At 68.5% G+C, this 22,990-nt stretch carries 23 protein-coding genes and 1 pseudogene; 14 read left to right on the top strand and 10 right to left on the bottom strand.

All coding sequences use genetic code 11. The annotated features are described in order from the left end of the window. Position 1: 1 nt before the first annotated feature. The 5 genes from ACLJRM_RS15095 to ACLJRM_RS15075 all read left to right on the top strand — a co-directional run bounded on the left by ACLJRM_RS15095 (position 2) and on the right by ACLJRM_RS15075 (position 5,081). Positions 2–151, top strand: coding sequence for a hypothetical protein (locus ACLJRM_RS15095; RefSeq protein ID WP_410663272.1), 150 nt, complete (start codon positions 2–4; stop codon positions 149–151). Positions 152–162: 11 nt separating this feature from the next. Next, positions 163–1,404: a sensor histidine kinase gene (locus tag ACLJRM_RS15090; protein WP_101609063.1), complete on the top strand. Its 1,242-nt coding sequence runs from the start codon at positions 163–165 to the stop codon at positions 1,402–1,404. Continuing rightward, positions 1,401–2,063, top strand: a complete 663-nt coding sequence (locus ACLJRM_RS15085; RefSeq protein ID WP_101609062.1) for a response regulator — start codon at positions 1,401–1,403, stop codon at positions 2,061–2,063. The genes ACLJRM_RS15090 and ACLJRM_RS15085 overlap by 4 nt, the downstream gene beginning before the upstream one ends. Positions 2,064–2,164: 101 nt before the next feature. Further along, on the top strand, positions 2,165–3,355 hold the full coding sequence (locus ACLJRM_RS15080) for a glycosyltransferase 87 family protein (RefSeq protein WP_410663271.1): 1,191 nt from the start codon (positions 2,165–2,167) through the stop codon (positions 3,353–3,355). A 28-nt stretch (positions 3,356–3,383) separates the two neighbouring features. Beyond that, positions 3,384–5,081: a hypothetical protein gene (locus ACLJRM_RS15075; protein WP_410663270.1), complete on the top strand. Its 1,698-nt coding sequence runs from the start codon at positions 3,384–3,386 to the stop codon at positions 5,079–5,081. 565 nt (positions 5,082–5,646) lie between these two features. Here ACLJRM_RS15075 and ACLJRM_RS15070 read toward each other — a convergent pair. The 3 genes from ACLJRM_RS15070 to ACLJRM_RS15060 all read right to left on the bottom strand — a co-directional run bounded on the left by ACLJRM_RS15070 (position 5,647) and on the right by ACLJRM_RS15060 (position 7,777). Next, positions 5,647–6,468, bottom strand: a complete 822-nt coding sequence (locus ACLJRM_RS15070) for a hypothetical protein (RefSeq protein ID WP_410663269.1) — start codon at positions 6,466–6,468, stop codon at positions 5,647–5,649. Positions 6,469–6,530: 62 nt separating this feature from the next. Then, positions 6,531–7,232, bottom strand: a complete 702-nt coding sequence (locus ACLJRM_RS15065) for an ankyrin repeat domain-containing protein (RefSeq protein ID WP_174720430.1) — start codon at positions 7,230–7,232, stop codon at positions 6,531–6,533. After that, positions 7,232–7,777 carry a GlcG/HbpS family heme-binding protein gene (locus ACLJRM_RS15060; protein ID WP_101609057.1) on the bottom strand — a complete coding sequence of 182 codons (546 nt, stop codon included), beginning with the start codon at positions 7,775–7,777 and terminating at the stop codon, positions 7,232–7,234. The genes ACLJRM_RS15065 and ACLJRM_RS15060 overlap by 1 nt, the downstream gene beginning before the upstream one ends. A gap of 183 nt (positions 7,778–7,960) precedes the next feature. Between ACLJRM_RS15060 and ACLJRM_RS15055 the strand changes: the two genes are divergently transcribed. Both ACLJRM_RS15055 and ACLJRM_RS15050 read left to right on the top strand, forming a co-directional pair. Continuing rightward, positions 7,961–9,130: a sensor histidine kinase gene (locus ACLJRM_RS15055; RefSeq protein WP_101609056.1), complete on the top strand. Its 1,170-nt coding sequence runs from the start codon at positions 7,961–7,963 to the stop codon at positions 9,128–9,130. After that, a complete protein-coding gene (locus tag ACLJRM_RS15050; RefSeq protein WP_101609055.1) occupies positions 9,127–9,753 on the top strand; it encodes a response regulator in 627 nt (208 codons plus the stop codon). The genes ACLJRM_RS15055 and ACLJRM_RS15050 overlap by 4 nt, the downstream gene beginning before the upstream one ends. 10 nt (positions 9,754–9,763) lie before the next feature. Here the strand turns inward: ACLJRM_RS15050 and ACLJRM_RS15045 are convergent, their stop codons facing one another. Continuing rightward, entirely contained in the window at positions 9,764–10,597 is an 834-nt protein-coding gene (locus ACLJRM_RS15045; protein ID WP_101609054.1) for an SAM-dependent methyltransferase, read from the bottom strand. A 142-nt stretch (positions 10,598–10,739) separates the two neighbouring features. Between ACLJRM_RS15045 and ACLJRM_RS15040 the strand changes: the two genes are divergently transcribed. Genes ACLJRM_RS15040 through ACLJRM_RS15025 form a run of 4 tightly spaced genes read left to right on the top strand, consistent with a single transcriptional unit; the run spans position 10,740 to position 14,176 of the window. Beyond that, positions 10,740–11,258, top strand: a complete 519-nt coding sequence (locus tag ACLJRM_RS15040; protein WP_410663268.1) for a hypothetical protein — start codon at positions 10,740–10,742, stop codon at positions 11,256–11,258. Between the two features lie 58 nt (positions 11,259–11,316). Next, on the top strand, positions 11,317–12,690 hold the full coding sequence (locus ACLJRM_RS15035; RefSeq protein ID WP_410663267.1) for an NAD(P)/FAD-dependent oxidoreductase: 1,374 nt from the start codon (positions 11,317–11,319) through the stop codon (positions 12,688–12,690). A gap of 18 nt (positions 12,691–12,708) precedes the next feature. Continuing rightward, entirely contained in the window at positions 12,709–13,566 is an 858-nt protein-coding gene (locus tag ACLJRM_RS15030; RefSeq protein ID WP_101609051.1) for an alpha/beta fold hydrolase, read from the top strand. A gap of 40 nt (positions 13,567–13,606) precedes the next feature. Then, positions 13,607–14,176: a PadR family transcriptional regulator gene (locus ACLJRM_RS15025; protein WP_101609050.1), complete on the top strand. Its 570-nt coding sequence runs from the start codon at positions 13,607–13,609 to the stop codon at positions 14,174–14,176. Here the strand turns inward: ACLJRM_RS15025 and ddaH are convergent. The 6 genes and pseudogenes from ddaH to ACLJRM_RS14995 all read right to left on the bottom strand — a co-directional run. Next, a pseudogene (gene ddaH / locus ACLJRM_RS15020) lies at positions 14,167–14,967 on the bottom strand (dimethylargininase); the annotation flags it as partial. The gene ACLJRM_RS15025 and the pseudogene ddaH sit on opposite strands and share 10 nt — an antisense overlap. A gap of 13 nt (positions 14,968–14,980) precedes the next feature. Then, positions 14,981–15,643 (bottom strand): DUF6875 domain-containing protein, encoded by a 663-nt coding sequence (locus ACLJRM_RS15015; RefSeq protein ID WP_101609048.1) that lies wholly within the window; start codon positions 15,641–15,643, stop codon positions 14,981–14,983. Next, on the bottom strand, positions 15,640–17,019 hold the full coding sequence (locus ACLJRM_RS15010; RefSeq protein ID WP_101609047.1) for an FAD-binding oxidoreductase: 1,380 nt from the start codon (positions 17,017–17,019) through the stop codon (positions 15,640–15,642). The genes ACLJRM_RS15015 and ACLJRM_RS15010 overlap by 4 nt, the downstream gene beginning before the upstream one ends. Then, a complete protein-coding gene (locus ACLJRM_RS15005) occupies positions 17,019–17,336 on the bottom strand; it encodes a hypothetical protein (RefSeq protein ID WP_101609046.1) in 318 nt (105 codons plus the stop codon). The genes ACLJRM_RS15010 and ACLJRM_RS15005 overlap by 1 nt, the downstream gene beginning before the upstream one ends. Further along, the gene (locus ACLJRM_RS15000; RefSeq protein WP_174720429.1) at positions 17,329–17,730 is read right to left on the bottom strand and encodes a cupin domain-containing protein; all 402 of its coding nucleotides are present in this window, start codon (positions 17,728–17,730) and stop codon (positions 17,329–17,331) included. Before ACLJRM_RS15000 ends, ACLJRM_RS15005 begins: the two co-directional genes overlap by 8 nt. Before the next feature lie 107 nt (positions 17,731–17,837). After that, on the bottom strand, positions 17,838–18,602 hold the full coding sequence (locus ACLJRM_RS14995) for a response regulator (RefSeq protein ID WP_101609044.1): 765 nt from the start codon (positions 18,600–18,602) through the stop codon (positions 17,838–17,840). Between the two features lie 535 nt (positions 18,603–19,137). Here ACLJRM_RS14995 and ACLJRM_RS14990 point away from each other — a divergent pair. The 3 genes from ACLJRM_RS14990 to ACLJRM_RS14980 are packed head-to-tail and all read left to right on the top strand — an operon-like array spanning position 19,138 to position 22,990. Then, complete coding sequence (locus tag ACLJRM_RS14990) at positions 19,138–20,421, top strand: SidA/IucD/PvdA family monooxygenase (protein ID WP_101609043.1); 1,284 nt, start codon at positions 19,138–19,140, stop codon at positions 20,419–20,421. Continuing rightward, positions 20,421–21,956, top strand: coding sequence for a class I tRNA ligase family protein (locus ACLJRM_RS14985; RefSeq protein WP_410663266.1), 1,536 nt, complete (start codon positions 20,421–20,423; stop codon positions 21,954–21,956). Before ACLJRM_RS14990 ends, ACLJRM_RS14985 begins: the two co-directional genes overlap by 1 nt. Next, on the top strand, positions 21,956–22,990 hold the full coding sequence (locus ACLJRM_RS14980) for an NAD(P)/FAD-dependent oxidoreductase (RefSeq protein ID WP_410663265.1): 1,035 nt from the start codon (positions 21,956–21,958) through the stop codon (positions 22,988–22,990). The genes ACLJRM_RS14985 and ACLJRM_RS14980 overlap by 1 nt, the downstream gene beginning before the upstream one ends.

Here is a 22,990-nt window from a genome sequence, read left to right as displayed (position 1 = left end):
GATGGCGCCTTCCGACCACTCAGGACTCACGGCCCCGCCGTCCCGCACGAACCTGTCGATCACGATCGCCGGGATCCTGTCCTACGTCTTCCTCGTCGGCAAGGTCGAGCGGGCCGCCGAGACTACGCAGGGTGAGCCGATCCGGGGGTAGGGTGACTCCTGATGATCGACCGACAACGCCTGCGGGTGTGGTGGGCCGCCCTGCTCTACACGGCGTTCACCGGAACCGACGCCCCGCCGAAGCGTTCGGCGGGGTTGCGCTGGCTGCGCCGTCTCACGATCCTCGGATGGGCGTTCTGGTCCGGTTTCGTCACGTTCTCGACCGTTTCGGTGTCGCCGCCCGCGAAGACGTTCAACGTGATCGTCACGGTGCTGCCCTGTCTGCTCGCGGTGCGTTCGCCGTTGTGGGGATGGCGCACGCTGATCGTCGGCATCGTGACCACCCCGCTGACCTTGCCCGGTATCTCCGGCTCGTGGGGATGGCATTGGGCGCCGGGCCTCGCGCTCACGGCGGCGCTCGTCTTCTATCTCGTGGGGGAGAGCAACGACCAGGCGGAACTGGCCTGGGCGGGGCTGATCTCGTTCGCCGCCGCGGCGCCCTTCGTCCAGGACTGGCGAGACGCGGCACTGCTGGTGATGCTGGGCGGAATTGCGCTCTTCCTCGGCAACACGGTGCGCCAGCGCAGGCTCGCCGAGGAAGAACGCGCGGCTCAACAAGAACGCAGACTCGCCGAAGAGACGCGGGCGGCGCTTCTCGAAGAGCGCGCGGGAATCGCACGAGAACTTCATGACGTGGTCGCGCACCACATGTCCGTGCTCGCGCTGCGTGCGGACTCGGCGCGGTTCCGGTTCGCGGACAAGGACAAGGCAGATCGCGAAGCCGAGATCTGGCGGGAGTTCGCCGACCTGGCCGGGACCGCCAGGGAAGGGCTGACCGAACTGCGCAGACTGCTCGGGGTGCTCCGGTCCGAGGACCAAGCTCTGCTGGTCGCGCCGCAGCCGGGGCTGGCCCGGGTGGTCGAGCTCGTCGACGGGGTCAAGGCCGCAGGCACGTCGTGCGAGCTCACTCTGCGCGGCGACCTCGACGCCGTTCCGGTGGGGGTCGCGTTGTCGGTGTTCCGGATCGTGCAGGAAGCACTCAGCAACGCGATCCAGCACGCTCCCGGAGCGTCGGTCTCCGTCGAGCTCACGGCAGGGCCGGGTGCTGTCGGCCTGCTCATCGAGAACGGCCCCGGACAGGGTCCGAAAAGGACCGAACAGGCAGGCAGCGGGCACGGTTTGGTGGGGATGCGGGAGCGGGCCGCTATGCTCGCCGCGGATCTCGAGCTGGGGGAGAGGCCGGACGGCGGCTTCCTCGTCGCCCTGACCGTTCCGCTCGATCGTGAGGAGCATCCGAAACCGTGATCTCGGTGGTCATCGCCGACGACCAGACCATGGTCAGGCAGAGCTTCCGCGCCGTGCTCGACGCGCAGGCCGACATGCGTGTGGTCGGAGAAGCCGCGGACGGGATCACCGCCGTCGCCCTGTGCGCCGAACTCGAACCGGACGTCGTACTGATGGACGTGCGCATGCCCGAACTCGACGGGCTCGAAGCGACCCGGCGGATCGTGGCGGGACGGCAAGAAGTCCGCGTACTGATCCTCACCACCTTCGACATCGATGAGTACGTGTTCGGCGGCCTGCGGGCGGGCGCGAGCGGTTTCCTGCTGAAGGATTCCCCGCTGGACGACCTGGTCACCGCGGTCCGGGTGATCTCCGCGGGCAACGCGCTCTTCGCGCCCACGATCACCCGGCGCCTGATCGGCGAGTTCACCCGGACCCACGCGTCGGCGCACGCGGGCCCTTCCCTCGTGGCCGACCTGACCGCCCGCGAGACCGAGGTGCTCCGGCTGATCGCGCGCGGCCTCTCCAACACGGAGATCGCCGAAGCGCTGGTGATCGCGGAACAGACGGCGAAATCCCATGTCAGCAGGGTTTTCGCGAAGCTCGGGGTGCGTGACCGCGCGCAAGCGGTCATGGTCGCGTACGAGGCGGGGCTCGTCGTGCCGGGCACCGCGCCCTGATACCGGGGTAGGGGTCCGGCGGGATCGGGTACCGGGGTACCGGCGCCAAGACGGAACCCCGGGGCGATGTCCCCCGGTGCGTTTCCGGAGATCGTTTCCCCATGAAATGGTCGCAAGCGTCGCGCGTCAACCAGGCGCCGGTGATCGTCGGCGGAGCGATGACCGTACTCGCCCTGGTCGCGCTCGGCTGGTGGATCTCGGACACCCCGCTCGGCATCGATTCGGCGGTCTACCGGGCCGGCGGGTACGCCGTGGTCCACGGGGAAAGTCTCTATTCACCGCTGCTCGCGCTTCCCGGCTGGGCACTGGACCTGCCGTTCACCTATCCGCCGTTCGCCGCGCTGCTCTTCACTTCGCTGACCGTGCTGCCGACCCAGCTGTGCTGGGGCCTGCTCGCGCTGGCGGCCGCGCCTTCCCTCTACGTCGCGCTCCGGCCGTTCGCCGATCGCGCGCACCTTCCGCTTCTGCTGCTCGGCGCCTTCGCGCTGCAACCGGTGTGGCAGAGCATCGGCCTCGGACAGGTCAATCTCGTCCTGATGGCCGCGGTGGTGGCGGACATGTTCCTCCTGCGCGATTCCCGCTATCGCGGAATCGCGATCGGGATCGTCGCGGCGATCAAGCTGATCCCGCTGATCTTCATCGTCCACCTCCTGGTGGTCAGGCGATTCGCTGACGCGGCCCGGGCGCTGGCGGCCTTCGCCGGGGCGACGGCGTTCGCGCTGGTCGTCCTGCCGGGGGACTCCGTGCGGTACTGGACCTCGGCGATCTTCAACGCCCACTTCGCCGCGACGAAGGGCTGGGTGGGAAACCAGTCATGGCAAGGATTCGTCGGGCGGACGCTGCCGGAAGGCGGTGCGGCCACCGTGGTGATCGTGGCGGCCAGCGCGGCCTTCGCTGTGCTGGCGATGTGGCTCGTGCACCGGCTCCACCGCGCGGGCGACGACCGTGCCGCGCTGCTGGTCACGGCCGGATGCTCCCTGCTCGTCAGCCCGATCTCCTGGACCCATCACTGGGTGTGGGTGGTGCCCGCGCTCGGATACCTCGCAGCCAAGGGGCGGCGCGGGGCTGCGATCGTGGTCGCGGCCCTGTTCACCGGCTGGACGGTCGCCGTGGTTCCCGGCGGCGGTGGCGCCGAACGCGCCTGGAACCTCGCGGAGGCGCTCGTCGGCAACGCGTACCTGATCGTTCTCGTCGTCGCGGGAGTCTTGCTGACCCGCCGGATGCTCATCCTCCGGAAAGACGCGGGATCTGAGCCATCGGGGCGGATGTATGGCAGATTGAGACAACCGTGAACGAGCTCTACCGGATAACCCCCGGCGCATGGATCGAGAACTATTTGTGGGTGATCAAGGACGTGGCACCGTCGACCGTCTGACGAGGAAGCCGCCTTACCGCCTGTTGCTCGTCGTGCGCAACGGAGCGACGCTGGATCGGTTGCTCAGCCTTTTGCAGGTGCTGCGTGAGGACGTACCCGAAATCCGCTTCACCATTGAACCAGGATCGGTTTTCGATCAAGGGCTGTCCCATCACATCGAAAGTCGCGGCTACGAGGTTCTGGCTTGGCAAGAAGCGACCGCGTCCAGCTTCGACGTGATCCTCGCCGCTCACGCGTCGTGGCAGCTGGCCAGTCTGCGCGGTTACCTCGTCGTTTGCCCCCACGGCGCCGGTTACAACAGGTTGGTGCCCGGCTCCACCGGGTCCGACACCGTGGCGACCGGTCTGGTCCGCAGCCAGCTGACGCACGACGGCGAGGTGATCCCCGATCTCATCTACGTGTCCCACGCCGAGCAGATCGACAGGCTGCGCGAAAGCGTGCCGGAGGCGGCGGAACGCGCGGTCGTGCTGGGAGACCCGGTCTTCGACCGGATCGCGGATTCCGAGGTCCTGCGGAGCCGTTTCCGGCGGCAACTGAACGTGACCGAGACTCAGAAACTCGTGGTGGTGAGCTCGACTTGGGGACGGTACGGGACGTTGGGCACCCGTGAAGACCTGATTCCCAAGCTGCTCGCTCAGCTTCCCGTCCACGAATACCGCCTGCTGGTCATTCTGCATCCGAACGTGTGGGCGGGTCACTCGGCGGGTGAGGTCAAACTCTATTTGCAGGATTACTGCGACAGCGGATTGATGTACGTTCCTCCGCACACGCCGTGGGAGGCGGGCGTAGTCGCCGCGGACATCCTGCTCGGTGATCACGGATCCGTGACCTACTACGGAGCCGCACTCGGGCGTCCTTACCTGTTGGTCGCCGACGGCCGAGCGGAGCTAGATCCTGTTTCGCCGCCGGCGCTGCTCAGCGGCGAAAGCGCGTACCTCGACCTCGGGCAGGACCTGCTGCCGCAGATCGAGCGCAACCTGGCTCCTCCCGATCCGGCCGAGGTGACCGCGGTGGCCGCGGCGATGTTCCAAGAACAGGACCGCTCCTGGGAGATTCTGCGAAACGGCATCATGCGAGCCGCGGGGAGGCCCGTTCCGCGAAGGGCACCTCGCGTAGTCCCGGTGGGCGACCCCGAGGTACCACCTGATCGTCCGCTCACGGCTTGGATGGTGCTGGCGAAGGTCTACGATCCAGGAAGCGGCCCGATGGTCGCCGTCCAGTGTTTTCCGCGAATCGCCGCCGAGCGTGTCGCCGATCTCAGCGAGGATTATCTCCAGGTCACGACGGAGGGCGAGATCGATCGATCGGTGCGGGAAAACAGCGAAGTGATCGTGCATGCGGATCCGGTCGCCCCGACGGTCGGTGATAAATGGGCGGCGAATATCTTCGCGCGTTATCCCGGCGTGGGGCTCGTGGGGTACGCCTTCGCGGAAGGCTGCAACCTGAAGTGGCGGGATGGGCCCAGCGTCCGGGTCGACCACCCTGACGTGGTGGTGGGGGCCGCGGCCATCCACTGCTGGCGGGTCAACGGGTACGCGCTCGACGCGGTGGCGTCCTTCGAGGTCGACCTGGGGAGCGCGCAGATAAAGCTCGTCGTGACACCCCTCGCTCACTCGAACGGGGTGCGAGTGAATGGGTACTGAGCCAGGGGCGGCTTCGAGTCTTCCTCGGGGCTCCCCAGGGAGACCCGAGGAAGACTCGACTGTCCTTAAGGGACTCATTTCACGGTGTAGTTGCCCGGTTTAGGTGCCTTGCGTGCTTCGTGACGGGGGTTGTGAGTGGCAAAGAGGGTTCTGGATGCCGATGTAGGCGAGTGGGGAAGATTTAAGACGTTCAACGTCTCAAATCCTCCCCGCTCGACCGCCGTCCGCGGGGATGCGGGGGTGGCACGGTCTTGATCAACGGAGGATCGGGGACGTTGAGTGTCCCCGATCCTCCGTTGATCAAGCTCCGAGACCGGAGCGACCCCCCTCGACTACCGCACCACACGTTCGCCCTGGTCGCGCGCAGGTAAACAAATACCGGTCCGCCCAACCCGCATTGCCACTCGCGACCCCCGTCGCAAACCGTGCATATGGGCTCAATCAGGTATTTACTCGCCCCGAAACTGTCCTCTATGGACAGTCGGAGTGTGGTCGGCTCTCTTCGGCCAGTCCAGATCCGCCCCGGCACGGCCCGACCGCGAACCCGACACGTTTGCCCTTCCTCTCAATGCGCACTCCCCGCGCGAGGGAAGTCCTTGCGTTTGATCTTGGCCCGGCGCCCGTCCGGGTGGTGGAAGACGATGCCTTCGGCGGGGTGCCCGGGGGAGAACCGGCTGTCCAGGGTGGCGAGGAAATCCCGGAGTTCGTGGTAGCTGCGCGGTGTCTCGGGCAGGGGCGGTGCCTGGAAATTGAAGGGGATGCACCGGTGGTCCTCGAGTCCCAGGGGATTGCCTTGGATACGGGGACCGAGTGCCTCGCTGGGATGTTCCCCGTCCGGCCAGTCGGTGACGTCGGTATTCCCGGCCGCCGCGAGGATCCATTTGTCGTCGGCGGATTCGCTGTCGGTGTCGACGTACCAGCCGTCCACGATGCCTTGCTGTTTCTGCTCCTTGCTCGGGTTGCGTCGCTTTTCGACCCGGACCAGCCGGCCCGAGCGCACGGTCAGCCGGATGTTGGTGCCGTCCAGTTTCTCGGTGCCCACCCCGGCGCCGTCGAACACCCACGCGCATTCGGCGCGGGGTCTGTCGATGACGTGGAAGCGCTCATCGCGCTCGAAAAGCGTGGGGATCTTTTCCATGACGGTCTTCCCTTTCGCGACGTGCCCGATGAGTTCCTCGGCCGAGATGGCGCCGGCGGCCAGTCCGCCGGCGAGGGCACGTATCAGCTCCGCGACGGGGACGTCGGCTTCGACCGCCACGTGCTTCAGCGCCTTCTTCTCTTCCGGTGAAATCCAGGCGACCAGTCGCGACCAGCCCTCGGGAGGTGTCCAGCGGGCCAGCGTCGCAGGGTCTTTCCGCGGCCTGCCCCGTCCTCGTGCTTGATCCACGGCTGAAACCGTAGCCAGCGACGACGACTTGTGTCAATTGGCATAACAGAAAATAGCCGGGATCAGCGCGCGGCCGCCTCCTTGAGGATCTGGGCGACCGTCGTCTGGCCTTTGGCCCGGGCGTGGGCGAGGGGAGTGACGCCATCCTTGTCGGCGAGGTTCACGTCCGCGCCGGCTGCGGCGAGCGCCCGGACGACCTCTTGGTGGCGCGGCCCGCCGTCGCCGAGGATGACCGCCTCCAATAACGCCGTCCAGCCCAGGTCGTTGACGTGGTCGACGTCGATCCCGCTGTTCGCCACCAGCCGCACGTACTCGACGTGCCCGCGTTCGGAGGCGGGGATCAGCGAGACGCCGCCGAACCGGTTGGTGATGGTCAGATCCGGCTTGCTCCCGAGAAGCAGCTTCGCCATCGCCACGTTCCCGGTGACCCCGGTGACCAGCCAGGGCGTGTCATGCCGCCCGTCGAGAGCGTTCGGGTCGGCGCCCGCCTCGACGAGGACGCCGGCGACCTCGACCCGGTTCTCGGTGACGGCGACGAGCAGCGGGGTCCGGCCGCGATCGTCCCGTGTCTCCAGGTCGGCGCCCGCTTCGACGGCCTGCCTGACGAGGTTCACGTCGGCTTCGAAGAGTTGCTGCACGGGGACTCCTTGGCGGGGTGGCTGGGACTGGGTGGGCGGGGGTGGTGGAGCGCTCGGCGCCTGCGCGGAGCAGGCACCGAGCGCGGCGGCGGCGAGCAGCGCCGTGATCGCCCGCCCGCCGATCATCAGCGGAGTTCCCCGATGGCGCGCAAACCCGCCGTGGCGAACCGCTCGTCGAGGTCGCCGCTGGGCGCGCCGCCGACCCCGATCCCGGCGATCGGGCCGCCGTTGGCGGCGACCGGCACTCCGCCGGCGAGGAAGAGGGTCCCGGGGATGTCACGGATGGTCGGCCCGTCGCCCTGGGCGTTCTTGGCCAGCGCGGACGTCGGCTGCCCGAAGGAGACCGCGGTGAAGGCCTTGCGCTTGGCGGACTCCTCGGTCTGCGGTCCGGCGCCGTCGCCCTTGAGCAGGACGCGCACCGCGCCGGACCGGTCCAGCACGGCGACGGTGACCCGCTGCCCCTCCTTCTCGGCGGCGTCCAGCGCGGCCTGCGCGGCGCGGGTGGCGGCGTCGACGCCGAGCACGCTGGTCTGCACCACGGCCTGCGGCGCGGGCGGCTGCGGCTTCCGGTCCTGCGCCTGTGCCGCGCCGAGACCGGTGGCGAGTGCGACGGTCGCGAGACCGGCCGTCATACCCAGGACGAGGCGGGTGCGGGGGAGCTTGGCGTTCATCGGATTTCCTTTGCCGTGGGGTGTTTCGTACTCCTACGACTCTCCTGCCCGGCGGACGTGGGCGAATCGGGAATGTGGAGCTTGATCGGGCGTCGTCCGGTCGGTGCGGGCATCAACCGAACGATTGATGCGGCGGAACCCCCCTTCCTGCCTACGATCATCTGCGACGGAGGGAGGACCGGAATGAGGTCGCATATCGGGGCGGCCACCAGGCTGAACGCCGCCATGCACACCGGGTTCTTCCTGTTGCTGGCCGCGTCGGTCGCGCGGTTCGTCGCGGGGCACGGGCTGAGCGGGGCCACTCCGCTGATCCTCGTGCTCACCGGCACGCTCGCGCTGGTGTACGCGGCGGGAGTACTGAGCTGGTCCGTGCTCGGCCGGTTGCGCCAGGTCTGGCTGACCGTGGTGATCGTCGTCTGGCTCGCGCTGGTGGTGGCGGCGCCGAGCTTCGCCTGGTGCGCCGTGCCGTTGTTCTTCGTCTGTCTCCAGGTGCTGCGCCCGCGGACCGTGGTCGTGGTGGTCGCGGTGCTGACCGTCGCGACCATCCTCGCCCAGCTGCGGATCGCGAGCGGGTTCGATCCGAGCATCGTGCTCGCGCCGATCGCCGTCGCGCTGATGGCCACGATGACGTTCCTGCAACTCGACCGCGACCGGGTGGAGCTGGGCGACCTCGTCAAGGATCTGCTCCGCGCCAGGGTCGAGCTCGCGCAGAGCCAGCGCCTGGCCGGGATGGTGCAGGAACGGGAGCGGCTGGCGCGGGAGATCCACGACGTCCTCGCCCAGGGGCTGTCGAGCATGCGGATGCTGCTGCAGGCGGCGCAGAGATCGTGGGACACGGATCTGGAGCTGGCCAAAGGACACGTGTCCCGCGCGGTCGACGCGGCGGGCGACAACCTTGCCGAGGCACGCCGGTTCGTCTCGGGCTTGGGGTCGCCGCGGCTCGACAGTGCCGATCTCGCGGCCACCTTGGAGGACCTGGTCGAGCAGGTCGGTTTCGCCGCCATGCACGTGGTGCGCTTCGAGACGAGCGGGACCCCGTATCCGTTGTCCTCGGAGGTGGAGGCGAGTCTGCTTCGGATCGCTCAGAGCGCGCTGGCGAACGTGAGCGATCACGCCGGGGCGAGCGAAGCCGCCCTCACGCTGACCTACTTGGCCGACAGGGTCGTTCTCGACGTCCGAGACGACGGTGTCGGTTTCGATCCGGCCTCGGCGCGCGCGGGCGGCGACCGGGGCCACGGTCTGCGGATGATCGGCGAGCGGCTCGCCGAACTCGGTGGTGAGATGGTCGTCGAGAGCGCGCCGGGAGAGGGCACCGCGCTCGCGGTCACCGTGCCCACCAGGGAGGTCCGATGACCGTCCGGGTGCTGGTCGTCGACGACCATCCGGTGGTGCGGGCGGGGATCGCCGCGCTGCTCGCCGGAGAACCCGACATCGACGTTATCGGCGAATGCACCGGCGCCGACGAGGCCGTCCTGTTCGCCGCGGACCGGAAGCCCGACGTCGTGCTGATGGACCTGCAACTCGGCGACGGTCCCGACGGCGTGAACGCCACCGAGCGCCTGACCGCCCTCCCGGATGCCCCGAAGGTGCTGGTGCTCACCACGTACGACGCCGAACTGGACATCACCAGGGCGGTCGCCGCCGGCGCCACCGGCTACCTGCTCAAGGCGGGACCGCCCGAGGACCTCTTCCGCGGCATCCACGCGGCGGCGCGCGGCGAGACCGTGCTCGCGCCCCAGGTCGCGGCCCGGCTCTTCGGGCATATGCGCGCACCGACAGCCGCACTCAGCCCTCGGGAGACCGAGATCGTGGGGCTGCTGGCGGAAGGCTTGATCAATCGGCAGATCGCGGCGCGCTTGTTCATTTCCGAAGCGACGGTGAAAACGCACCTGGTCCACATCTACGACAAACTCGGTGTCGACAGCCGTGCCGGTGCGGTGGCCGTCGCCACGGAACGGAGGATCATCCGCACCTGAGCGGGTCCGCTCAGGGCTTGCGCCCGACGGCGGCGACAATGCAGTTTCCGGCCGCCGGCATCGGTTCCGTGCGGGGACCGGTGGGCCACCACGCGTCGTTGACCACGATGCCGGGGTCCATGAGTTCGAGGCCGTCGAGCATTTCCTCGATCTCGGTGCGAGTCCGGAAGAAGCCGCGGCTGATGCTCTGGTTCAGGATCGCCTGCACCCGGTGGGCGATGGGACTGTGCTCGTTCTCCGGGTCGAAGAAATGCGAGAAAACCACGTAGGACCCGGAGGGAATCGCGTCGATGTAGGTCTGCAGCACCTGGGCCGGCGGCATTCCTTCGTCGGCGCTGTGGTGGTGCAGCGTGGCCACGTGCATCAGGGCCAGCGGGCGGTCGAAGTCGATCGTGGTGGTGACGACGTCGTTCTTCAGGACCTCGTCGGGTGCGAAGATGTTGGCCCCGATGAGCCGGGTCCTGTCGTTCTCTTCGAGCAGCGCGCGGCCGTGCGCGAGCACCACGGGATCGTTGTCGACGTACACGACCTGCGCGTCGGGATTGATCCGCTGCGCGACCTGGTGGGTGTTCTCCGCGGTGGGCAGGCCGGAGCCGCAGTCGAGGAACTGGTCGATCCCGGCCTTGCCCGCGAGGAAGCGGACCGCGCGGGTCAGGAAGGCGCGGTTGCTGACCGCGATGATGTTGACCTCGGGCACGGCCTGGTTCAGCTGCGCGAGCAGCTGCCTGTCGACCTCGTAATTGTCCTTGCCGCCGAGGGCCGCGTCATAGGCGCGCGCCACGCTGGGCACGGTCGTGTCGATCCTGTTCGAAGGAAGGTCGACATTTCCCTTGTCCTGGCCCACGGCAAACCCCACTGGTAATCAGACGATCACTCAACGTCGGATGAATGCTACCAGCGGGCAGCGTTCATTCCTCGATGAGGATGCCTTGCCCGCAGGTACAAATCAGGTCATGTCCGGCCGTCGAGTCCCCGAGGCTGTTGGTATGACGGGGGAAGATCGGGTGCCGAAGAAGCGCACGACGTGGAAAGACGACCTGGCGATCGGCGTTCTGGTGGGCGTCATGCTGGTGACGCCGGCGGCGGTGGCCGTGTCCGCTTCGATCGGGGACTGGCTGTGGACCATCGTGGCGGTTCCCGGCACGGTCTTCCTCGCCCTGATCGTCGGCGGGGTGGTCAGGACTCGCGCGGCCGCCGCACTCGGCTCGCTAGGCCGCAAGAACCGTGTCGCGACCACCTTCGCGGTTCTCGGAATGATCATCGGGGCGGCGGCGGGCGCGGCCCTGATCTGGTTCGGGATCTCCTTCAACCTCGACCCGGACATCTGCGACCCGGATCGCAGCACCTGCATCGCCGTGGTGGACGGGGTCGCCCGCGGCGAGTCCGACGAATCGGTCGGTGGTCAGCGGTTCAAGGCCTTCCTCCTGTCGCTGGTCGCCATATTCCCCGGCGCGCTCCTGTTGTACGCCGTCGCGCGTGCGGCGCTGGCGCGCGTTCGCGGTTGACGCCTCATACTCAACAAGTTATATATGAATGATGTCCTATGCTGGTCGAGGTCGAGCAGTGGTACTCGGTGCGGGCGTCGCCGGTCTCGTGACCGCCCGGGTCCTGTCCGGCCACTACGACGAAGTGGTCGTGGTCGAACGTGACGAGCTTCCGGACCGGCCGGACCATCGGCGGTTCGTTCCCCAGTCGCGGCACGCGCACGGTCTGCTGGGGTCCGGTCGCCGGGTACTGGTCGGGCTGTTCCCCGGCCTGTCCGCGGAGTTGGCCGAGGCCGGCGCGCTCACCCCGGGCTCGGGCGATCCGGAGATGGGGGATCGGTCGATCTTCCTGGTCCGCGGCGGGACGACCATCCGGATCCCCGCCTGGTGGAGCGGTGGTTTCGGCGCCAGCCGGATCCTGCTCGAACACGCGATCCGGGAGCGCGTGCGGGCTTTGCCGAACGTCGTGGTCCGGGACCGGGCGCTCGCCGTCGGGCTGCTGACCGACCGGACCCGCCGCCGCGTCACCGGGATCCGGACGGCCGACGACGACCTGGGCGCCGATCTGGTCGTCGATGCGTCCGGCCGCGGGTCCCGGCTGCCGGAGTGGCTCGAACGGATCGGGTACCGGCCTCCGCCGGTGTCGGTCGTCCATTCCGACGTCCGGTACGTCAGCGTGGTCACCGAGCCCGACCCTTCCTTCGATCCCGAGTGGCTGGTCATCCTCGGTGGCGGCGGGGAATCCGCCTCGCCGGTCGGCGGTGTGGTGCTGCGCGTCGAACACGGCAGGCTGCACATCTCGTTCGGCTCGGTCGGGCGGAGCGAGCCGGTCCCCACGGGATTGCCGGAACTGCGCGCCTTCGCGGATCGGCTGACAGCGCCGGTGGTGGCCGAAGCGCTCCGCAGGTCGACACCCGTCGGACCGATCCGCACCTTTCGCGTCCGCAGCAACACCCGGCGCCATTACGACCGGATGCGCGAGATGCCGGCCGGTGTCCTCGCGCTCGGCGACGCCGCCTGCGCGGCGAATCCGATCTACGGCCAGGGAATGAGCGTGGCCGCCCTCTCGGCGGCCGCGCTCGGCCGGGTGCTCACCGCCGAGGGCGGCGCGCCACGGCCGGGGTTCGAGCGCCGCGCCGCACGGGCCATGGCCGCGACCTCCGCCGACGCCTGGCGCCTCGCCGTCGGAGAGGACCTCCGCCACGGATGCCTCGCCGAAGGTGTCCGATCGCCCTGGACGGCGCGGTTCGGCGAGGGTTACCGCAACCGGCTGGAACGAGCGGCGGCGCTGGATCCCGAAGTGGCGGCGGCGTACAACGAGGTGCTCAATCTCCACCGGCCGGTGTCTTCGCTCGGCTCCCCGCGGATCGCCCGCCGGGTGCTGCGGCCCTTGCGGGACCGCGATCCGGGCACGTTGTCCGCTACCGTCGCCGCCGTACTCGGAGTCGCCTGAACCGAGCGAGGAGCTCCCATGTTCCAGCCGCAGTTCGTGGACGTCGACGACGTCCTGCTCCACGTCGAGACCGACGGTCCGGAAACCGGTCCGGCGGCGTTGTTCCTCCATGGCTGGCCCGACCTTTGGTTCACTTTCGAGCCGCAGATGACCGCGCTCGCCGAACGGGGGTACCGGGTGATCGCGCCGGATCAGCGCGGTTACGGCCTGTCGTCCAAGCCCGCCACGGTCGCCGACTACCGGATGCCCGAACTGGTCAAGGACATCGTGCTCCTCATCGAACGCCAGAAGGCGGCGCCGGTGCATCTGGTCGGCCACGACTGGGGCGGGGCGGTGGCCTGGGCGGTGGCGATCGAACGGCCCGATCTGCTCCGGTCGCTGACCATCGTCAACTGTCCGCATCCGCAGGTGTTCGCCCGCACGCTGACCCGGCGGCCCTCCCAGCTGCTGCGGAGCTGGTACATGCTGGCGTTCCAGATCCCCGGCCTCGCCGAGACGGTCCTCGGTGCCCGCGGCGGCGCGGTTCTCGCGGCGATGCTCAAACGCGGCGCCAATCTGAGTGACGCCGACGTGGACCGGCACCGCGCCGTCTGGCGCCATCCGGGCACGATCCAGCGGCCACTGTTCTGGTACCGCGCGCTGTTCCGGACGCTGCCGCCTTCCGACGCCGACCTGTCGGTCCGGGTGCCGACCCAGATCATCTGGGGCCGCCGGGACGGTGCGCTCGGCAAACTCCTCGCCGAACCGAGTGCCGCCCGGTGCGACGAGTCCGAGCTGCACTGGCTCGACACGAGGCATTGGCCCCACCGCGAAGAACCCCGGCGGGTCACCGAGTTGCTCGAAGCCTGGTTCGCCCGGCACGCGGACCGGGCCTGATCCGGTTGATACTCTTCCGGTCGCCGCCGGAAGGAGCCCGATGCTCAGATTCGCCCTGCTGGGCTTTCTGCTGCGGCAACCCATGACCGGCTACGACCTGGCCACCGCGATCCGCACCAGTATCAACTTCGTGTGGCCCGCCCAGCTCAGTCAGATCTACCGGACACTGAGCCAGCTCGAGGACAGCGGGCTCGCGGTGTCCGAAGTGGAGCCACAGCAGGGCAGGCCGGACCGCCGGGTGTATTCGGCCACCGACGCCGGACGGCGGGCCTTCGACGACTGGCTCGGCGAACTGGTCACCGAACGGGATCCGGTCCGGGTGCCGTTCCTGGTCCGCTTCTTCTTTTCCGGGTCCCGCTCGACGGAGGACACGGTGACCCAGCTCCGGGTGATGCGCGATCTCCACGTCAAGGATCGCGACAGGCTCGCCGACGAGCTTCCCCAGGAGATCACCGCGGCCGCCGCCCGCACCGAAGGGACCGAACTCGATCCCCTGATCTGGGATTCGGTCCGCCGCGCCGGTGAGATGATGGCGCAGACCTGGGTCGACTGGATCGACGAGACCATCGAACGACTGCAGCGCTCCGACGGGCAGCCTCCTCAGGCGTGACGCAGTTCCAGCGTGCAGCATTTGACGCTTCCGCCACCCTTGAGCAGCTCCGACAGATCGGCGCCGATCGGGTCGAAACCACGTTCCCGCAGCTGGGCGATCAGCCCCGTGGCGGACTGCGGCAGGATGACGTGCCGCCCGTCGGACACCGCGTTCAGGCCGAACGCCGCCGCGTCGGCGGCCGACGCGATGACGGCGTCCGGGTACAGCTCTTCGATCCGTCGCCGGCTTTCCTCGGTAAAGGCCTCCGGGAAGTACATGACCATGTCGTCGTTCAGCACGGTCAGCGCGGTGTCGAGGTGGTAGTAGCGCGGGTCGGTCAGGGTCAGCCCCACCACCGGTACGCCGAAGAACTCCGCGCTCTCTTCGTGCGCCCGGGGGTCGGACCGGAAACCCGAACCCGCCAGGATCCGGGAGCCCGCGATCAGGAAGTCGCCTTCCCCTTCGTTGTGCCACCGCGCCTGCCGCACCTCGTGGTAGCCGTTTTCGGTGAACCAGTTCAGGTAGGACTCGGACTCCTGGCGGCGTTGCCGGTGGTGGAAGCGCGCGACCAGCGCTCGCCCGTTCACCACCGTGGCGCCGTTCGCCGCGTACACCATGTCCGGCAGACCCGGCACCGGATCGAGCAGGTCCACCCGGTGGCCCAGTTCGACGTAGAGGTCCCGCAGCCATTCCCACTGGGTGATCGCGAGTTCGGTGTCGGTGGGTTTGCCGGGATCCATCCACGGGTTGATCGAGTACTCGACATCGAAGTACGCCGGTCTGACCATGAGATAGTGCCGCATCTGTGTTCTCCCGAAGTGCTCAGGCCGTCTGCAAGGATTTTTCGTTGCCTGCCAGCCGCTTGACCAGCTGGTCGCGGATGCGGGGCGGGATGTCCGGGGCGAAACGCCGGAAGTAGCTTTCGGCGTGCACCGTGCTGTCCATCAGGAACGGCAGGTCGAAGACGACCAGTTTGCGGATGGCCAGCAACGGTACCGGCGCGCGCAGCGCCTTGAACTTCTCGTTCCACAGGCCGGGCTGGTCGCAGACCGGGTGGAACTGCCCGATCATCAGGCCGTCGTTGACGAACTTGTCCTTCGCCTCGCGCTGCAGGTCGTCCAGCACCGTCGGGTCCTGGTAGTCCAGTTGCGGCAGCACCAGGAGGATCGTCAGCAACTCCCGTTCCGTGGGCGAAATCCTGGCCGACAGCCGCTCGTGCCACGAGCGCAGGCTCTCGATCGCGTCGTGGACGTCTGTCTCGCCGTTGGTGGCGGTCAGGGCGGCCAGATGGAAGAGTCCTTTGTGGAGTGATGGCTGGGTGTAAGGGCATACCGGGCCGTTCCGGCCCAGTTCCGGGTGGGGGGACACCAGGTAACGTCCCGCCCAGGAAAGGATTTCCCGGACATACGGTAGATGTTCCGCCGGCAGGGCGCCGCTTTCGACCTCGGCCGCCGTCCAGATGAGAACCTTGTTGTCGCCGATCATGATCCGATGCTTTGTGCGAAGGTGAAGACGCCGTCAGGGTCGACCCGGTTCTTGATGTCCTTCAGTCGCGGGTAGTTGACGCCGTAGTAGGCGTCGCGCCAGTCCGCGAGATCCGGGTCGATGAAGTTCTGGAAAGCGCCGTCGGACACGTACGGCGACAACGCCTCCGCCAGGTCCGTCAGCCAGTGAAGGTTGGCGTCGACCACGGCGGTCTCGTCGTTCTCGGCCCACGAGGTGTCCATGGACAGCAGGAACATCGCGTTCCGGTGGGCGAAGGCGGTGTCCGTCGCGCCCACCCGGTTGATCGCGCCGCCCCAGGAGAACAGGGCCGCACCACCGCCGTCCGGGTTGCCGCTGCCGGGCCAGCGGTCGACGAACGAGAGCATCGTGGCGATCGCCTCGTCGGGCAGTGGTTCGGTGACGATGTTGGTCCGCGCCGCGAACGCGCCCTCGGCGGTCTCGTGCAGCAGATCGTCCTTGGCCTGCCAGAAGGTCCGGTCCTCGATGTCCATGCGGATCGGCTGGGCGACGGACAGGACGGGGTCGAGGATCTCCCGCAACTCCTTGGCGGAACCGAGATACTGCCCGATGGCCGATACCACGGACTTCGACCCGCCGACCGTGCTGACGCCGATTCTGGCCGCGAACTCGTCCGGTGCCCGCCGCACGATCTCTTGCAGGACCGACACGACCTTCGGCGCGTCCGCGCGATCCCACAGCACCAGGTAGCTGGCGCAGTCGGTCACCGGCCTCGCCTGGAAGGTGAAGGACACGTTGACGCCGAAGTTGCCGCCGCCACCGCCGCGGCACGCCCAGAAGAGGTCCGCGTTCTCGTTCGCGTCGCAGTGCAGCACTTGCCCGTCCGCGGTCACCAGTGTGGTCGCCACGAGCGCGTCCGCGGTGAGCCCGAGTACGCGCGAGGTGGCACCACAGCCGCCCCCGAGGGTGAGGCCCGCGATGCCGACCGTGGCGCCGTTGCCCAGCGCGAACGCCATTTCGTGGGGCTGGATGGCGGCATAGACGTCCGCCATCCGCGCGCCGCCCGCGGCGGTCACGAGCCCGGTCGATCCGTTGGCGGACACGGTGTTCATCGCGCTGAGGTCGATGACGAGACCGGTGTTGACCGAATGTCCCGCGTAGCTGTGCCCGCCGCACCGTGCGACGACGTCGACACCGGCGTCACGTGCCCACTCGATGGCTTTTCGCACGTCCGCGGTGTTCTCCACGGACACGACACCGGCGGGGGTGATGCCGGCGAATCTCTTGTTGAACGGCGTGCTGGCCTCGCCGAACCCGGTTTCCCCGGGGCGGCGGACACGGCCTGCCACGGTGCGGTCGAGGAGTCGCCAGTCCGCGTCGTCTGGGCTGCGGGACACTAGCTCACCTCGTCGAGGTAGGAGACGCCGGTGGCGGCGTGCGGGCCGTAGCGTTCCCACACCTCACGCAGCCGGAGATGACCGTCCTCGGCCACCTCCGGCGTGTTCACCGTGTGCCCGCAGATCACCTCGCCGGTGGCGAGCACCAGCGTGTACCCCAAATGGAGGGCCCCGTTCTCCCGGCGGGTGCCGGTGATCGCTCCCCGTCGCACCTCACCCCCGGCGAACTCGGCCCAGACGACGTCGCCCTCTTGGCGGTATTCGGCGATAGCCTCGGCGCCTTCTTTGCGGAATTTCCGCCCGTCGTAATTAATCATGGGACTCGGCCCGGTCGATCTCGTGGGTGATGAACTCGTCGGACATCGCGCGGTCCCACCAGATCGCGTAGTAGGCGAAGTCCTCGTCATTGTCATTGACGAGGTAGTGTTCGATCTCCGGTTTCAGGAATACGAGGTCACCCGCGGTGAACTTGTGTCGCTTTTCGCCGGTGACCACCTCGGCGCTTCCGGTCATTCCGATGAAGATCTCGTGCTCGTGATGAGCGTGGGCAACCGATACGTCACCAGGACGCAGCACGCACCAAGCTCCTCGAAACGGTGCCGTCATACCGTTCCACGGATAAAGCAGCTTCATGTCCAATCCGTAGGCGCGCGTCAGGTTCTCGTGTTCCAGCCTGCGGATGTCCACGACAGCTTGGTCTTGGTCAGTCACATCCCACTCCGATCGGCGTGCTTTTCATGTCGGGCGTTCGGTGCTGACCGAGGCTATATTTGGCCTGCTTCCCGGCAACAGGGGAACTATTCCCGATTGCCGGTGAATCAGCCGCGGCCGAGACCGGCGTCCCGGGACAGCACTATCGCCTGTGCGCGATCGGCTACGCCGAGTTTGCCGAAGACGACGGAAACGCGATTGCTGATGGTCTTCGGCGCGAGCGCGAGCTCGCGCGCGATGGCCGAGTTCGCCTTGCCGGCGGCGATGCGGTCGAGTACCTCCCGCTCCCTGGTCGTCAGCTGTGGGAACGGGTAGGGGTCCGGACCGGTCGCCGACCGCATCAGCGCGCCGAACCGGCAGGCGATCGCCTTCCCGACGATCGCCTCGCCCGCCGCGACGACCTGCACGCCGCGGACGACCTGGTCCAGATCGGAGCTCTTGATCAGGTATCCGCGCGCTCCGGCGTGCAGCGCCGACCTGATCGCGGAGTCGTCGTCGGCCGAGCTCAGGACCAGCACCCTGGTCTCCGGCGCGATCCGCGCCACCCGGCTGATGACGTCGACGGTCGAGAACTCGCCCAGCTGCGGATCGATGACCAGCACGTCCGGCTGGTGCCGGAAGGTTTCCGAGATGGTCGCGTTCGCCGTCGCCGCCTCACCGACGACGGCGATGCCGCCGACGTCTTCGAGCGCGGACCTGACCCCGTAGCGAATCGCCGGCTGGCTGTCGGCGAGCAGAACGGTCACCCAAGCGGGGCCGCTGCTCTCCTCGGACATGGTGTGGTTGGGCAACAGGCTCGCGGTGCGCCGCCGGTCTTGATGTTCGACCGGCCACAAACGAGCGGTGTTGCCGATACTGGCGTGGTGATTCATCTTTCCCCCTACCTGCCGCTACTGAGCCTGCCTGATCGGCTCCGTTCAGTGAACTGCGATGAAGATGCGCTCGACCGTGGCGGGGATGGGGCTGCCGGCCGCGAGAGGAGTCTATGTAGTAAGTATCGAACGGATCTATATGACTGTTATGGGCAATTGATCGCAATCAATTTTCCGGCCGGAGGGAGGCGTCCGATCAACAGGGAAGAAGCGGCAGACAGGGTGATCGCGTTCGTCCGTGCCCTGGTGACGGCACCGTGCCTCACCGTATCGCGAGCACGAAGAGGCGGACGGCCTGGCCCGTAAGATCGCCTCGTGGTGCCTGGCGGCAATTATGCCGTCGTGGTAACGGAGAAAAGCGTCGCGGAGGCTAGTCGCCCGCATTTCCCCGGGAAAGGGGAGATCTTCCCGGCCATCGGGAAACCCCGAGGAGGCCCCGGTGAGATTCCCCGGACCTCGGGAAAGTCATCCCTATCGTCGGGGAAATGCCGCTGCTTAGTGTCGGCATCCTATTCTGGACGAACGGGGTGTATCTGTGACTGAAATACAGGTGGGTTTGCTGGCGATCGGTGCGGGGCCTGCGAACCTGGCGCTCGCGGTGGCCATCGAGGAGTCCGGGAATCCGGAACTGGCCGAGCAGACGCTGCTGCTGGAGCAGAGTCCGGACATCAAGTGGCAACGCGACTTGCTGATGCCGTGGGCGCGCAGTCAGGTCTCCTTCCTCAAGGATCTGGTGACCCTGCGCAATCCGCGCAGCAAGTTCTCGTTCCTCAACTTCCTGCACGACCAGAAGCGGCTCGACGAGTTCGTCAACCTCGGCACCTTCCACCCGTTCCGCTGGGAGTTCTCCGACTACCTGCAGTGGGTCGCGAAGTCGCTGGACCAGGTCCGGATCCGGTACGACGCGAAGGTGCAGAGCATCGAGCCCGCGCGTGGCGCCGACGGTTCGATCACCGGCTGGGTCGCCACGCTCACCGACGGGGACACCATCCGCTGCCGCGACCTGGTCGTGGGCGGCGGCCGTGACACGCACGTGCCGGACGTCTTCGCCGACCTGCCGCCCGACCGCCTCATCCACAGCGCCCAGTACCGGCGCCGGATCGCGGAGCTGCCCGCGGACGCGCCGCTGCGCGCCGTCGTGGTGGGCGGGGCCCAGAGCGCGGCCGAGATGTTCATGGCCCTGCACGACAATCTGCCCAACAGCACCCGGACCATGATCGTGCGGTCCATCGGCCCGCAGAACTACCAGACCAGCAAGTTCGTCAACGAGCTGTTCTTCCCGTCGTTCGTCGACCGCTTCTACGACAGCCCGCCCGAGATCCGCCAGCAGGTGCTGGAAGAGATGCGCCTGACCAACTACGCCGGCGCGGCCCCGCCGTTCCTCGACCACATCTACACCACGCTCTACCAGCAGCGCGGCATCGGCCAGCAGCGGTCGGAGGTGCGGACCCTGACCGAAGTGGTTGGCGCCAGGATCGAAGACGACGAGGTCGTCCTCGATCTGCGGGACCGGACCAGCGGCAAGGTCGAGGCACTGCAGTGCGACCTGGTGCTCCTCGGTACCGGCTTCGACCAGCGGATGCCCGCGATGGTCCGCGACCTGGCCGACCGCGTCGGCCTGTCCGAGGTCACGGTCAGCCGCTGCTACCGGGTCGATCTCGGCGATTCCGCCTGGGGCGCGGTGTATCTGCAGGGCATCAACGAGGCCACGCACGGTATCGCCGACTCGCTGATCAGCGTGCTGGCCCACCGGTCCCGTGACATCGTCAGCGATCTGCTCGCCCGCCGGGGCGCCGCCGCCGAGTCGAGGACCGCCTGATGAACCGGCTGGTGGTGATCTCGCCGGCACCGACGGCGAACGGCGACCTGCACCTCGGCCATCTCGCCGGCCCGTTCCTGGCCGCGGACGTCTGCACCCGGTACGCCCGCGCGGCCGGCACGGAAGCGCTCTACGGCACCGGCATGCACTTCACCCAGAACTACATCGTCACCGCCGCGGCTCGCCTCGGCGTGGCGCCTGAGGACCTGCGGGAGCGCTCCGCCGAGCAGGTCCGGCAGACCCTGACCACCATGGGCGTCGAGGTCGACGGGTTCGGCTGTATCGGCGACCGGTTCACCAAGCTGGTCATGGACTTCTACGACCGCCTGCACAGCACGGGCAAGCTGGAGCTGCGGACGGTCCGGTTCCCGTACCTGCCGAGCACCGGCGAGTACCTGATGGACGCGTACGTCACCGGCGGCTGCCCGTTCTGCCTGGCCGACGGGTACGCCGGGATCTGCGAGAGCTGCGGTCTCCCGGTCGCGCCCGGCGACCTGATCGGCCCGCGGTCGACGCTGCACCCGGAGGAGCCGCTGGAGTACCGCGAGGCGGACATCCTCGTCTTCCCGGTGGAGCGGTACCGCGCGGACCTGGAGGCGTACTTCGCCCGGACCCCGATGCGTCCTGGCATGGCCCAGCTCATCGAGTCCGCGCTCGCGGGGCCCCTGCCGGACTTCCCGATCACCCAGCCGACGTCGTGGGGTATCCCGGCGCCGTTCCCCGAGGTGCCGGGGCAGGTGATCTACCCGCATATGGAGGGCATGCCGTGGAGCATGTTCACCACCGCCCTCGCCGCCGAAAAACGCGGCGCGGTCCTCACCGCCGACGACGAGCTGTGGCAGGAGGACTCCGGTTCGACCGTGGTGTACTTCCTCGGCCTCGACGCGACGTATCCGTTCGCGATCGTGGGCACGGCGATGCTCACGGCGCTCGGCGGTCACGTGCTGCCCGCGCAGTACATCACCAACGAGTTCTACGAGCTGGCCAACGAGAAGTTCTCCACCAGCCGCGGGCACGTGGTGTCCGGCCGCGAGCTGGCCGCCGAGGTACCGCGCGATCTCATCCGCTTCCATCTCTGCGCCACCAGTCCCGAATACCAGCGCACCGACTTCACCCACGAAGCCCTGCTCCGGGTCAGCGAGACCCGGCTGACCGCGCCGTGGAACCGGGTCGCGGCGGCGGTCGACGCCTGGGTGGATCGCGGTCCGCTGACGGTTTCCGCCGACGCCAGGCGGACGGCGCTGCGGATGATCGAGCGGTTCGCCGACGGGTACGAGCTCCCGCGGTTCAGCGTGACGGCCGTGGCGTCGACCCTCGCCGAGCAACTCGGGCGGCTGGACCGGCTGGCCGCCTCGGTGACCGCCGAGACCGCGGGCGACCTCTGCCATCAGGTGGACGTCTTCCTGCGTTGTGCCGCCCCGATCCTGATCGATCTCGCCGCGGGCGCGCTGCCCGACACGACGTTGCCGGGACAGGTGGACGCGGACACGATCACCCCCAAGAGATTGCCCCGGCTCGCCGGGGCGGGCGGCTGATGGCTTCGGTCGCCGTCGTCGGTGCCGGGGTGACCGGATTGGTGACCGCGATCGAGTGCGCGCTCGCGGGTCACCGCGTCACCGTGCTCGATCGCGGCCCCGTCCCGAACCCCGCCTCTACGTCGTCCGATCAGCACCGGGCCTTGCGGGTGCTGCGCCCGGACGATCTCGAGGGCACGCGGCGGATGGCCGAGGCCCGCCGCCGTTGGCTGGAACTGGAGTCGTTGCTGCGGACCACGCTCTTCCGCCCGGTCGGCGTGGTCACCGCGGGCACCCCGGACGAGCTCGAGCTGGCCCTCGACACCGCGGCGCTGGCCGGGCTCGCCGCGGTCACCGTCTCGCCGGAAACCCTTGCGCCCGTGGTATTCCCCGCCGGAACCGGCGGGGTGCACGACGTGGGCGCCGGGGTCCTGCTGGCGGACCGGTTCCTGTGCGCGGCGGCCGAATGGCTCGCCGCGCACCCTTCGGTGACGTTGCGGCCGCACTGCGCCGTCGACGGCATCGACGACCATCGGGTGACCCTGGCCGACGGCACCGCCGTGGGCGCGGATCTCGTGCTGGTCGCGGCGGGTCCCTGGAACACCGAGCTGGTCGAGCAGCCCGTCGTGTTGTACCGCCAGACCATGATCTACCTGCACCCGCCGCGGGATCTGGCCGCATGGTGGGCGTCGGCCCCGGGAGTCGGCCGGATCGGCGGCGGCCGCACGGCCTGGCTGCTGCCGCCCGGAGAGGGCACCCTGCTCAAGATCAGCTCGGACGCGGTGTGCCGTCAGGTCGCGACCACCACGGAACCGGATCGCGAACCGTGGGCCGACCGGTTGCTCGCCGAGCCGATCCTCGCGGGCGCCGCGGACTACGCCGTCGCGGCCGTGCGGGAATGCCACTATGCGGCCGATCCCGTCGACGGTGGCCCGATTCTCACCCGGATCCGTCCGTCGGTGTGGTCCCGTCCCGCCTGCGGCGGATCCGGGTTCGGCACCGCACCGCTCGTCGCCAGGGAAATCCTCGGCGCTGTCATGGAGGTCAGTGCGTGA

The organism is Amycolatopsis sp. lyj-84, assembly GCF_046549075.1.
Classification (GTDB): Bacteria; Actinomycetota; Actinomycetes; order Mycobacteriales; family Pseudonocardiaceae; genus Amycolatopsis.
The sequence above is the reverse complement of the archived record's forward strand: the minus strand, read 5'-3'. Positions and strand labels throughout refer to the sequence as shown.